This is a genomic window from Aeromonas sp. s13 (genome assembly GCF_040907905.1).
Lineage (GTDB): Bacteria > Pseudomonadota > Gammaproteobacteria > Enterobacterales > Aeromonadaceae > Aeromonas > Aeromonas veronii.
The window spans coordinates 20,599-33,336 of sequence record NZ_JBFOCS010000013.1; the positions used below are offsets into that span (position 1 = coordinate 20,599).

The following is a 12,738-nucleotide window of genomic DNA, read 5'->3' on the forward strand; positions in this document are numbered from 1 at the left end:
TGCGAGATTAAGAAGAGTTCACTCGGTTGTGCTGGTATTCTGTACCGCGAATATCGGGGGAAAACAATAAGATGAAACAGATTAAATCCTGGGCGCAATATTATGTCGATCTGATGACCAAGCTGGGACTGGTGCGCTTCAGCATGTTCCTGGCGGCGGGCATTATCGTGCTGGCGGTCGCCATCCAGATGGGGGTGACCCTGTTCCTGCGCGGCAATATCGATGTGATCGACTTCGTTCGCTCGGTCTTCTTTGGCCTGCTGGTGACCCCCTGGGCGGTCTATTTTCTCTCCATCGTGGTGGATCAGCTGGAGGATTCCCGTCAGCGACTGAGCAGGATGGTGCGCAAGCTGCAAGATATGCGCGAGCGGGATCTGGAGCTCAATACCCAGCTGCAGGAGAACATCAGCCGCCTCAACGCCCAGATTGCCGAGACCAACCGGGCCGAGAGTCTGCGTCTGCAGGCCATCGAGGATCTCGAGAATGAGGTGTTCCAGCGAGAGAAAGCCCAGCTTCATCTGGGGGAGCGTACTGCCCTGCTGCGCTCCTTTATCGACTGCTCCCCGGATCTGGTCTACTACCGCAACGAGGATGAGCAGTTCTCCGGCTGCAACCGCGCCATGGAGGAGCTGACCGGCAAGGTGGAGGCCGAGCTGATTGGTCTGACCCCGTTCGATGTCTACAAGCAGGAGATCGCCAACAAGGTGGTGGAGACCGACAAGCAGGTTTTTGCCAGCAACGAGCCGCTCACCTACGAGCAGTGGCTGGAGTATCCCGATGGCCGCAAGGCTTACTTCGAGCTGCGCAAGGTGCCCTTCTTCGACCGCTTCGGCAAGCGACTCGGCCTGCTCGGTTTTGGCCGCGATATCACCGAGCGCAAGCAGTATCAGGACAAGCTGGAGAAGGCGAGCCGCGACAAGACCACCTTCATCTCCACCATCAGCCACGAGCTGCGTACTCCGCTCAACGGCATCGTGGGCTTAAGCCGGATGCTGATGGATACCCCCCTCGATCCCAAGCAGCATCAGCAGCTCAAGACCATTCACCTGAGTGCGGTGACCCTTGGCAATATCTTCAACGACATCATCGACTTGGACAAACTGGATCGCCGTCGCCTCGAAATTGCGCCGACCCGCATCGATCTGCCCGCCTTCCTCGATGAGCTGGAGACCCTGTCGCGCATTCAGGCGGAGCAGAAGGGGCTCTATCTCCATTTCGATCGCGATGGCGACATGCCGCAATTTGTGATGGCTGACGGTACCCGCCTGCGTCAGGTACTGTGGAATCTGGTGGGCAACGCGGTCAAGTTTACCGATGAGGGGGGCGTCACCGTGCGTTGCCTCTCCCATCCCGCCGACGAGCCGGGCAAGCTGGCCCTGCACTTCGAGGTGGAGGATACCGGTATCGGTATCCCGCGCGCCCAGCAGGAGAAGATCTTCGCCATGTATTATCAGGTGCAGGGCAAGAAGCACGCCACCGGCACCGGCATTGGGCTCGCGGTCTCCCGTCAGCTGGTGCAGGCGATGGGTGGTCAACTCTATGTGGACAGCGATCCGGGCGAAGGCTCCTGCTTCACCGCCGAGCTGGAGGTAGCTTGCGCCGAGCCTGTGTTGCCAGAGCAGGAGGAGGAGATGCCCTCCCTTGATATCCTGCTGGTGGAGGATGTGGAGCTTAACGTGACGGTGGCCTGCGCCCTGCTGGGCAAGCTGGGTCATCAGGTGCAGGTGGCACGGGACGGCACCCAGGCGTTGGCGATGGCCAACCCGGATGATTTCGACCTCATTTTGCTCGATATCCAGCTGCCGGACATGACCGGCTTCGAGGTGGCGAAAACCCTGCTGGAGCGTTATGGCGACAGCCTGCCACCCATGGTGGCACTCACCGCCAACTCCACCGGCGATCGCCAGTACTACCGGGATCACGGCATGCAGGATGTGATTAACAAGCCGCTTGGCTCCAAAGCAGTGCGGGAGGTGATTGGTCACCTGTTTGCCGATCTGGCCGAGGATGAAGCGGACGAGCAGGCGGATGCGGGCAATCAGGATGCCCTGCTGGATATCCCCTTCCTCACCGATTACGCCGATACCGTGGGCAAGCCGGTGCTGCTCTCCAGCGTTGAGCTGTTCGAGAAGATGATGCCGGACTACATGGCGGTGCTCGACTCCAATATGATCGCCCGGGATCAAGCTGGGGTGGTGGAAGAGGCACACAAGATAAAAGGGGCGGCAGGCTCCATTGGCCTGCGCCGATTGCAGCAGACGGCCCAGCTGATCCAGAGCCCGGATCACCCCGCCTGGTGGGAGAACGTAGAGGACTGGATTGAGACGCTGCGCCGCGAATATCCGGGCGATATCGCCCGTCTGCGGCGCTGGTTGCTGTCTTGAGGCTGGAGGTTGTCTTGAGTCTGATGGAAGTTGCTGGCAAGGAGCTGCGAGATGTATAGCCGTTTGATTACCCCCGCGCGCATCCACCCCTGGGGGGACGAGGATCTGCTGGAGGCGACCGAGCAGGATCGCGCCCGTATCGTGCAGGCCGCGCCGGTACGCCGGTTGCAGCAGAAGACCCAGGTCTTTCCGCTCGATGTGAAGGCCTCGGTGCGCAGTCGCCTCACCCACTCGCTGGAGGTGCAGGAGACCGGCCGCCAGATCAGCCGCCGCATTCTGGCCGCCTTGCCAGTCGGGATGGTCTGTGAAGGGGCTTTTATCAATCTGGTGGAGATGTCCTGCCTGCTTCATGACGTGGGCAACCCGCCGTTTGGCCACTTTGGCGAGCAGGTGATGAGCCAGTGGCTCGGCGAGATGCTTGATCCCCTCTATCAGCAGGCGCTGGCGCAGCCCCCCTCGGCCCAGTGGGCGGAATTGCGTCAGGACCTGCAACTGTTTGATGGCAACGCCCAGAGTCTGCGGCTGGTGCACAGCCTGCACGAGCTTAACCTGACGCTCGGACAACTGGCGGCGCTCTGCAAATACCCGCAGCAGCCCCAGCCCGGGGTGAGCTATGGTCAGCATCATGGCTGGAGCAGCAAACGAGGCATCTTCTTTAGCGAGCAGCCGCTCTACCGTGCCCTCGGCCAGAGTCTGGGATTGGCCCCCGGTTGCCGTCATCCGCTGGTCTACATCATGGAGGCGGCCGATGACATCTCCTACTGCATCGCCGATCTGGAAGATGCGGTAGACCGACGGATCCTGACTCAGGGTGAACTGCTGGCGGCGCTGCGAGCTGCTGACCAGAGTGACTACATGGGCACCTTGCTGGATGATGCGCTTGCCAGTGGTCGGGGCTTTTTCCCCCATTTTCGCCAGCAGCTGACCCGGGATCTGGTGGCGTTGGCGGCGCAGAGCTATGTCAGCGAACATCAGGCCATTTTGCAGGGCTCCTATCCGCAAGCGCTGCTGCATGGCCAGGCGCCGGCGGCGCGGGTGCTCGATATCCTCAAGCGGGTGGCCCGTGAGCTGGTCTTTATGCGCCCCGAGGTGGAAGCGCTTGAGCTGGAGGGGTATGCGGCGCTGCGCGGGGTGCTGACCAGTTATGCCTGCCTGTTGTCGCTGCCAGCGCCACAGTTTGCCCGTCTGCTGGCCGGGGAGGGGAGTCAGACGCTTTTCTTTGCGCGCCGCCTCTATCACCGTCTCTCGGCCCGCCATCTCAAGGCCTATCGATTGGCGATCGCCACCCCGGATCCGCGCTTTGCCTGCCAGAACGAGCAGGAGTGGTATTACCGGGTGCGGCTGCTGCTCGATTATGTCAGCGGCATGACGGATACCTATGTACTGGAAGAGTACCGGCTACTCTCGGGGATCTGATGCCCCAAGCTCCCTGTCGGGCAGCATAAAATGCCGTAAAAACGTTTAAAAAGGAGTCGCAAGAGGCTTGTTTTAAATTCGGATATTTTTTAGACTTCTGCAACCTGTTCAACTTTTACCCGGTAAGGAGACGAAAATGCAACATCTGATGCTTAATATTGCATTCTCTCGCGGCACTGCGTGCGGCGTGAAATCTCGTGCTCTTTTACCGCGTGGCGTAAACAGGTAACCCCTGTCTTTTTATCACCCGCGGTTCGTCCCGCAGGGTGATATCCACTTTCTCCGGGAGAACCGCATGTTCAACTGGAGAATGTCATGTCTATCGAACTGGTTTTACTGCGCAGTGTTGAATCCTTGGTCCAGAGAAGGATTGCCCGGGTCGAGCGTCGTCTCGTGCAGGTCAATCTGTCGCCCGCCCTGCTCAGGGATATCGGGCTGGAAGGATATCAGGGTCAAATTGCCCTCGTTCGCGAGCGGGAGTATCAAACCGGCTTCCGCCTCGGGAATCGAATAACCTGATCGCGAAGGGGAGAATAAGATCCCCCTCGCTAGTGAAATGGCAGGCTGCATGCCTGCCATTTTTCCATCTTGCGGTTGATTCCAGGTTCACATGTTGGTGACTCAGTATTATCCTCTCCGCCCTCTTTGTAACAGCTGCGATTGTTTTCTCGCCTTGCGTCGTCAGGATCTGCAAGATTAGAGGTGGCAGCCCTATCTGTTTTACTCATCAGGACAAGATCTTATGCCACTCCTTCGTCAGCTTTTTCTTCCCATTTTGCTGTTGTTTTCGGGCATGTTGGCTGTTGCGGCTCCCCAACCGCAAGATGAGAGCACAAGTAACGAGATTTCTGCACAAAAGGAGCTGCTGGTTGGGGTTCCCCGTGGCGGCTATCTCCCTTTCATCTATCAACTCCCCAACCAGCGTTATGCCGGTCCGCTCAAGGAGCTGGCCTCGCGCATTGCAGCCGAAATGGGCGTGTCATTGCGTTATATCCCCTACAACTCCTACGTGGATGCCCAGATTGCTCTCCAAGGCGGCCAGATCGATGCATTAATCGGGGTCGAACGTAATGCTCTTGAATTGAAGGGGATAAACCCTATTGGCAGTATCGGTTCTTATGCTCGCTCCATTTTAATGCATACCCCGGATCAGCGATTGACCCTGGAGCAGGCGCGCAAGTTACGCTGGGTCTGTATTCGCGGGTTTGGCAGTTGCACTGAGTTGGATCGTTTGGGGATCTCTGGTGTAACTGAGCTTGAGAGCCGTGACGAGGCGACCTATATGGTCAAGCTGGGCGCTGTCGATGCATATCTTGATTTGGAACCCATTGTTTCCCTTAAGATGGAGAGAATGCCTGCATCAATGGGGGTTGTCGCTCCTGGGTGGCTTTCTGGCAGCACGCTGACGATGGCGACCAGCTCCCGCCAGCCAGAGCTGAGCGAGAAGCTTTGGCAGGCATATCAACGGATACCCGTTGCAGACTCACGATTACGGTTGCATCAGAAAAATGAACGCGCCAACGCTGGTCTGTTGCTGGAACCAGATGAGGCTATTTGGCTGAAGCAGAGAAACAGGGTCATCAAGTTCGCCGTTGCCCCCGGATTTGCCGGCATCAGCGAAATCGATGACGAAGGTGAATTGCATGGCTATACGGCAGACCTGATGAAGTTATTGAGTCTGCGCTCCGGGATCCGCTTTGAGCTGGCGTCGACAAATACCTGGCAGGAGTCACTTAAACTGCTGAAAGAGCACAAAGTGGACCTTATTCCCTTGATGACACCGCTCAAGGATCGTCAGTCCTTTGCCTCTTTTACCTCCTCCTATCTGAAGTTCGACAGCTATGTCGTAGCCAGACACGGTGCTCGCCCGCTGAAGTCGCTGGTCGAGCTGAAAGGGCGTCTGATTGGTGGTGTGACGGGTTCTTACGAAGCCTCTCTCATTCACGCGCTGGGCGCCAATATTATCGAAGTAGGCAAAGATGCCGATTTACTGACCTTGCTTGATACTGGGCGAGCCGAATATGTGCTGTTGACCATGACCAATCTGGGACAGCAGGCGATGAAGGGTTTCAATGATAAGTATCAGGTAGTGCTGAGCTCCCCCGAATTTTCCGTACCTATCAGTATGGCCGTCGATAATGCTCAGCCCGAGTTGCTCCACATCATGGACAAGTTGCTGCTGACCATCACAGATGAGGAGTGGCAACTGCTGGAACGACGCTGGCTCAATGTGTCGGTCAATATCGAGTCTGATTACACCCTGATTTACAAATGGTTGGCCATAGGGGGGGGCGCCTTGCTCGTCAGCGGTTTGTTGGTGATGTTCTGGGCTCGCAGTTTGCGTCGCCAGATTGCGCAGCGGAAAATCGCAGAGGACAAGCTGAATGAACAGTTGCTGTTTGTGCAGACCTTACTCAACTCACTGCCAACCATGGTGGCGCTACGTGATAGCGAGCAGCGGATCACCTTGTGCAATCAGGCCTATCGCGATGCTTTCCTTGGTGCTGGCAGTAGCAGTGAGGAGCTGCAAAACATGCCCGAGACACTCAGAAACAGTGTGTTGGAAGAAGAGCGTTTGGTGTGGCAGACAGGACAGGATCTGGAGGGGGCAGGCAGTAACCTGCGAGCTGATGGTACGCCCTGCCATGTTATCTATGCCAAACGCCCTTATCGCGATCCCGATGGCAATATGCTAGGGGTGTTGACAGTACTGACCGATGTCAGCCGGATCAAGGAGGCGGAGGAGCGCGCCCGTCAGGCTGAAAATCGCCTTACCCAGATTACCGACAGCATGCCTGGGGTGGTCTATCAGTATTTGTGGCAAGGGCCGGGCAAGGGGCGCTTTCTTTATGCCTCTCAGGGGGCCAACGAGATTCTGGGGGTATCTCACCAGGATTTATTTAACGCTGAATCGGGTGGTGAGGTATTTGGCTTTACCGAACAGGCCCTGCAGGAGTTTGTCAGCAAGGTGGCCAATCATGCCGAGACTCTGGCGCCCCTCGATCTGGAGGTCAAGGTAGAGCGACCTGATGGAGATCGCTATCTGCAAGTGCGTGGCAACTTTGTCAGACAGGAGCAGCAGGCACTGATCCTTAATGGGGTGATTCAGGACATCACTGCCCTCAAGCAACAGGAATATGAGTTGCGCGAAGCTCGCGCCTATGCCGAGCAGGCGATGCAGGCTCGCAGCCGCTTTTTGGCAACCATGAGCCATGAACTACGAACACCCATTTCAGGCATGCATGGCATGCTCGAATTGCTGCAAATGAGCGAGCTCAACGACGACCAGCGTTTTATGGTGCGCAATGTGGTCACCTCGACCAATAACCTGCTCTATCTGGTCAATGACATCCTCGATTTTTCCAAGATAGAAGCGGGTCAGTTGCAGTTGAATTACCAGAGCAGCCGGTTGCAAACGGTGATCTGCGATGCCATTCGTGGCCACGCGGCACTGGCTCATAACAAGGGGCTCAACGTGGTGCTGGAGTGGGAGCATCATGTGCCGGATTGGGCCGACATCGACGGGGTACGTATCGGTCAGGTCATCTCCAACCTGCTCAATAATGCGGTGAAGTTTACCGAACAAGGGGGTATTACGATTCGGGTCAGCTACCTGAGCGAGCAACTGACCATCAGTGTCAGTGACACCGGTATCGGGATCGCCGAAGAGAAGCAGGCGCTGCTGTTCACGCCTTTTGAGCAGGTGGAGTCAGATATCAACCGTCGTTTTGGTGGCACCGGCTTGGGGTTGGCAATCTGTGAGCAGCTGGTATGCAAAATGGGGGGGGCACTGACACTGACCAGCAAGGCAGGAGAGGGCTCCTGCTTCCGCTTTACCGTGCCGCTAACCAATCCGCAGTGGGATCCCCCTGCTCTGGCTGACACAGAATGGTGGTTTTTCAGCGATGACACCAACCTCGAAGCGGCCATGGTACGGCAGGGGGCCAAGCTCAGGTACTTGGGGGCCAATGAGCTCAGTCGCTCACTGGAAGGGTTGCTGTTGGCCGATCAACTGTGGCTTGAGCAAGCGCTGGGGGGGGAATGGCAAAGCTGGCTGCAACACTCTGCGCTGAAGGGGATCATAGCGTCACCCGATGAGGCGTTACGGGGTCGGATTGGTGAACAGAAATGGTGGCGCCTGGGTCTATCTCCTCTCTATCCGGATCTTCTGCTGGAGAGCTGCCACGAATTGCTACAGGAGCGGGTCACACCGCACCTCCCAGCGCTTGCAGAGAAGCTGGGTGGCAAAGTACTGGTGGCCGATGATCATCCGGTCAATCGTGCCTTGCTGGCACGGCAGTTGGCCATTCTTGGTATCGAGGCTCAGGTCGTGGAAGATGGCGAGAAGGCTCTGCGGGCCTGGCAGGGACAGCAATTCTCCCTGCTGTTGACTGATTGCCATATGCCGGTGATGGATGGTTATGCCCTGACCAAGGCGCTGCGGGCTGCGGGAGTGACGGCCCCCATCATAGGGGTAACGGCAGATACGTCAGAAGAGGCGAGTGCTCGTATGGTAGAGGCAGGCATGAGTGACATGCTACTGAAGCCCTACCCGCTGGATATCTTGCGCCAGATGCTGGCCCATTGGCTGGCAGAGAGGACGCCAACCAGAAGCGCGGTTGCGCCCGTTGATGGGGCTGCAGGCATGCAAGCTGAGCGCTGGTTGGCGCTCTTTGGTGACGAGCTGACCGCGCGAGCCATGGCGGTGGAGTATCTCGATTCCAACCGGCAGGATGGCGAGGCCATGATGGCAGCACTGATTTGTCATGATGCCAGCGCCTTGGTAGAGACCGCCCACCGGATCAAGGGGGCAGCCCGAATGGTCGGGTTGGAGGAGCTTGCCAGTCAGGCCGCCATGCTGGAATCGGCAGCGCGATTGAAGCGGCTCGACGAACTCGACGATCTGGTCAGCACAGTGCAGAGGTTGATGACGGCGATTGCCCACGACATTGGATTATGGCTCGATGAAAAAAGCACAACATGAGTTGGTCATCATGGTCGTGGAAGACCATGGATTTCAGCGCAAGGCGCTGCTGCACCAGATCCGCAGCTTGGGTTACCAGAATCTGCTGGAAGCGGTTGATGGTGTCGAGGCATTGGCGCTTAGCCAGCAACACAACGTCGATATCCTGTTTTGTGATCTGCGAATGCCCGGAATGGATGGCATGGCGCTGTTGCGACGCCTGTCGCTGGGTGGTTTTCAGGGCGGCATTATCCTCTCCAGTGCGCTTGAGGGGGATGTGGTGGAAGCCGTATTGCGTATGAGTGCCGCTTATGGCCTGCAGGTGCTCGGTCGCATAGAGAAACCCTCAACGCCGCAGCAGCTCCAGCGGCTTATCCAGGCTTGGTCACCTCGGCAGGAACCCGTCAGGGAGGAAGAGGGGCACAGAATAGGACTCAATGAGTTGCGTCGTGCGATCGAGCAAGATCAACTGCTGCCCTGGTATCAGCCCAAGGTGAGTTTTGCATCCGGCGAATGGGTCGGGATGGAGGCGCTGGCCCGCTGGCAACACCCCGAGTTTGGCCTGATCCCGCCCGGGCGTTTTATTTCACTGGCGGAGCACAACGGGCTTATCGATCCGTTGACCGAGGTGATCATCAGCAAATCTCTGAGTGATGGCCATTTATGGGAGGAAACCGGGTTGTCACTCAATCTGTCGATGAACCTCTCCACCACCTCGCTCATTGAAGGGGATCTCTGCAACTTATTGATTGATCAGTGCAAGCGCTGGAGTATCAATCCTGAACTCATCACCCTGGAGGTGACCGAGAGCGCATTCGTGCAGGATCTGGGCAAGTCTCTGGAGGTGCTGACCCGGCTGAGGATGCATGGTTTTGGCCTCTCCATAGATGATTTTGGTACCGGCTACTCCTCGATGCAGCAGCTGGCACTGTTGCCGTTCACCGAACTCAAGCTGGATCGCTCCTTTGTCGATCGCTGCCATGCCGATCCGTCACGTTTGGCTATCATCGAGTCCAGTATCGAGTTGGCCCGCAAGCTGGGGCTGAAGTCGGTGGCGGAAGGGGTAGAGGATGAGGCTACCTGGCGAGTGCTGGCCCAGCTCGGTTGTGACCTCTGTCAGGGATTTTTCTCTGCCCGCCCGATGCCGCGCAGTGAATTGGCTAATTGGCACCGGACTTGGCAAGATAGATTGCCTACACTGATATCTATCTGATTCTGTTGGCTGGATCCCTCCGTTTGAACAAGGATGTTCATGAAAATCTCAAGCAAGTTGCTGCTCAGCTTCGGTTTTATCAACCTGCTGATCCTGCTCTCCTCCACGCTGGTCTATTACCGGCTGACCCAGATCAATCAGGCCCAACACACCCTGCTGGAGCAGGCGCTGCCCGCCTTGCAGCGGGATGAGGCGAGCCAGAAGGCGCTGGTGGCCACCGTTTCTGCCCTGCGTGGCTATCTGATCCTCGGCAAGGATCCGGCTCAGGCCTCCCGCCTCAAGCAGGAGTGGGAGTCGGCCTGGCAGGCCATTGCCCATCAGGCCTTCAGTCCGACGCTCGCCAAGTCTCTCGAGACCTTCAAAAGCCATCAGGAGAAGGTGTGGACTATCGCCCAGAGCGAAGAGAATCTGCCCGCTCACACCCTGATGCTGCAGGAGGCGGGGCCGTTGGCTGAGGCGGCGCTCGATCAGTTGCAATCCTTTGCCAATGAAGAAGTTGGCACTCCGCAGGATCAACTCTCCGGCGATCGCCGCATGCTGCTCAAGCAGGTGGGAGATGCCTACAACAGCCTCGCCAACGCCCTCTCCGCACTGCGAGATTTTCTCATCTCAGGCGATCCCGAATACCGCAGCAAATATCAGGATTACTACCAGTTTCACCAGCAGCGGGTGGCTGAGGTTAAACAGCAAGTTGCGCTCTTTACCGACACCCAGCAGAGCCTCTGGCAGCTGTTTGAAGAGATGGCGACCCCTTTCTCCGAGCTGGTGGGGCAGGTGATCGAGAAGCGCCAGGCGCCGGATTGGGATCAGGCAAACTACCTGATGGCCACCGACATCGAGCCGATGCAGTCCAGCCTCAGCGAGCAGCTGGTCCAGCAGGTGGGGAAAACCCGCGCCGAGGTGGATCAGATTTCGGCGCAGATGACCCGCGCCGGGAGGGCCATCAACCAGACACTGCTGTTGGCTACCGGCAGCGCCATCGTGCTTGGCATGGTGGTCGCATGGCTCTTTAGTCGCCGTCTGACCCGTGACATTGCCTGTCTGGTGAACCGAGCGGGGCAGGTTGCGGATGGTCGGCTGGCGGCCGAGCCCTTGCCAATCACAGGGCAGGATGAGTTGGGAGAATTGACTGGTTCCATCAACCGGATGTCTGCCCAGTTACATCATCTGGTCGGGGAGTTGCAGGGGGCTGTGGGGCAGGTCGAGGTGGCCTGTCTCGATGTGGGCAGCACTACCAGAGCCATAGTGGCGGATCTGACGGAGCAGGATCAGCGGGTCGATGCGGTGGCGGCGGCTATCGATCAGATGTCGGTTAGCGCCCGTGATGTGGCTGGTAACATTGCCGGTGTGGCGGATGGTGCCCATCAGGTGCGGCAGCAGACCCGTCAGGGAGAGGCCGCGCTGGCACGAATGAGCGATACCATGCAGCAGATTGCCGCCATGATTGGACAGGCCAACGAAGCCATGGGGCTGCTGGAGCATCAGAGTGAACAGGTGGGGCAGATCACCGAGGTGATCGCCACTATAGCCGAGCAGACCAATCTGCTGGCACTCAATGCGGCGATAGAAGCGGCGCGGGCAGGCGAGCAGGGCCGAGGTTTTGCGGTGGTGGCCGATGAGGTACGCCTGCTGGCGACCCGCACCCATCAATCCACCGCCGAGATCAGCCAGACTATTGCGGCCATCTCCCAGCAGACTCGCCAGACGGTGAGTACCGTCAGCAGCGGTACCCGGTTGGTAGAGCAAGGCCGGGATGCTGTTGGATTGGTGACCGATACCCTGAGTGCCATGAACCAGCTGGTGCAGTCGCTGTCGGGCCAGCTGGAGGCCATTTCGGTGGCAACCGAGCAGCAGTCGCGGGTGGCCGCCGAGGTATCCGGGACTGTCGATGACATTGCTGCGCTCAGTCGGCAATCTTGTCAGCGTAGTCAGCAGGGGGAGGAGATCGTAGCCAGACTGGCTGGTGATACCGGCAAGCTGAAGGCGGTCATCACCCGCTTTGATCTTGATACGTGAGATGGCGGGATCATCCCGCCATTGCTACTGTCATGCACCGATCCGTCTGGCCCGTGGGTTTAATCCAGACGTCTGAAGGTGTGGTTGTCGAAGCTGCTGGTGGTCTCCCGGTTGAGCAGGCTGACCAGCAAAATCGCCCGTTTCTCTCCATCCGGCTCCATATAGATGGCTTCGAAGCCGGCAAGCGGCCCCTCTTCAATCAGCACCTTGTCGCCCGAGCAGGGCAGGCTGGCGTAGCTGGCTCTCGCCTCATCGCTGTCATCGCGACTCATCAGCTGATAGACCAGCTTGCTGCTGATGGGGGTCCATTCACTGCCAAAGTGGATGATCCGGCTGATGCCGCGGGTCGATTTCAGGGTGACCGGTGTCACCTCTTCCAAATCAACGAAGATAAACAGATAGTTGGGGAACATGGGTTCCCGTACCGGAACTCGCTTGCCCCGGCGCAGCTTCTCGATCTCCACCATGGGGTAATAGGATTCGATACCCTGGGCATCGAGGTGGGCGCGGGCGCGGGCCTCTTCTTTTGGCTTGCAGTAGGCCAGATACCATTTTTTCATGTTATGAGTATGTTCGTGTTGCCGTGCTCGCGGATATGATAGCGGCGCCAATAAAAAAGGCCACGCATTGCGTGGCCTTTTTTGCCGAGTGTGTCCCGTCCTGAATATGGTTTACACCTTTCCCCCCAATAAATGGAGAGCCCGATGGGACAAGGTGTGAAACGGACACAGCGCGATTACTCTCTG

The 12,738-nt window shown here is 57.9% G+C and carries 7 protein-coding genes; 6 read left to right on the plus strand and 1 reads right to left on the minus strand.

Features of this window, described 5'->3' with window-relative positions:
* Positions 1-71: 71 nt before the first annotated feature.
* The 6 genes from arcB (at position 72) to AB5Y82_RS01735 (ending at position 11,992) form a co-directional block, all read left to right on the plus strand.
* Positions 72-2,384 (plus strand): aerobic respiration two-component sensor histidine kinase ArcB, encoded by a 2,313-nt coding sequence (arcB, locus tag AB5Y82_RS01710; RefSeq protein ID WP_368173569.1) that lies wholly within the window; start codon positions 72-74, stop codon positions 2,382-2,384.
* Positions 2,385-2,435: 51 nt separating this feature from the next.
* The gene (dgt, locus tag AB5Y82_RS01715; RefSeq protein WP_111900693.1) at positions 2,436-3,800 is read left to right on the plus strand and encodes a dGTPase; all 1,365 of its coding nucleotides are present in this window, start codon (positions 2,436-2,438) and stop codon (positions 3,798-3,800) included.
* Positions 3,801-4,115: 315 nt separating this feature from the next.
* Positions 4,116-4,319, plus strand: a complete 204-nt coding sequence (locus AB5Y82_RS01720) for a hypothetical protein (RefSeq protein WP_005349248.1) — start codon at positions 4,116-4,118, stop codon at positions 4,317-4,319.
* Between the two features lie 223 nt (positions 4,320-4,542).
* Positions 4,543-8,784, plus strand: a complete 4,242-nt coding sequence (locus AB5Y82_RS01725) for a transporter substrate-binding domain-containing protein (RefSeq protein WP_368173570.1) — start codon at positions 4,543-4,545, stop codon at positions 8,782-8,784.
* Positions 8,765-9,976 (plus strand): EAL domain-containing protein, encoded by a 1,212-nt coding sequence (locus AB5Y82_RS01730; RefSeq protein ID WP_111900695.1) that lies wholly within the window; start codon positions 8,765-8,767, stop codon positions 9,974-9,976. The genes AB5Y82_RS01725 and AB5Y82_RS01730 overlap by 20 nt, the downstream gene beginning before the upstream one ends.
* Before the next feature lie 39 nt (positions 9,977-10,015).
* Complete coding sequence (locus AB5Y82_RS01735) at positions 10,016-11,992, plus strand: methyl-accepting chemotaxis protein (protein ID WP_201902666.1); 1,977 nt, start codon at positions 10,016-10,018, stop codon at positions 11,990-11,992.
* Positions 11,993-12,051: 59 nt separating this feature from the next.
* Here the strand turns inward: AB5Y82_RS01735 and rfaH are convergent, their stop codons facing one another.
* Positions 12,052-12,552 carry a transcription/translation regulatory transformer protein RfaH gene (rfaH, locus tag AB5Y82_RS01740; RefSeq protein ID WP_005339074.1) on the minus strand — a complete coding sequence of 167 codons (501 nt, stop codon included), beginning with the start codon at positions 12,550-12,552 and terminating at the stop codon, positions 12,052-12,054.
* Positions 12,553-12,738: the final 186 nt, after the last annotated feature.

Excerpts from the sequence above, each read along its gene's own strand:
- AB5Y82_RS01735 (WP_201902666.1), top strand. The coding sequence starts at position 10,016 with ATGAAAATCTCAAGCAAGTTGCTGCTCAGCTTCGGTTTTATCAACCTG.
- rfaH (WP_005339074.1), bottom strand. The coding sequence starts at position 12,552 with ATGAAAAAATGGTATCTGGCCTACTGCAAGCCAAAAGAAGAGGCCCGC.
- AB5Y82_RS01720 (WP_005349248.1), top strand. The coding sequence starts at position 4,116 with ATGTCTATCGAACTGGTTTTACTGCGCAGTGTTGAATCCTTGGTCCAG.
- AB5Y82_RS01730 (WP_111900695.1), top strand. The coding sequence starts at position 8,765 with ATGAAAAAAGCACAACATGAGTTGGTCATCATGGTCGTGGAAGACCAT.
- dgt (WP_111900693.1), top strand. The coding sequence starts at position 2,436 with ATGTATAGCCGTTTGATTACCCCCGCGCGCATCCACCCCTGGGGGGAC.
- AB5Y82_RS01725 (WP_368173570.1), top strand. The coding sequence starts at position 4,543 with ATGCCACTCCTTCGTCAGCTTTTTCTTCCCATTTTGCTGTTGTTTTCG.
- arcB (WP_368173569.1), top strand. The coding sequence starts at position 72 with ATGAAACAGATTAAATCCTGGGCGCAATATTATGTCGATCTGATGACC.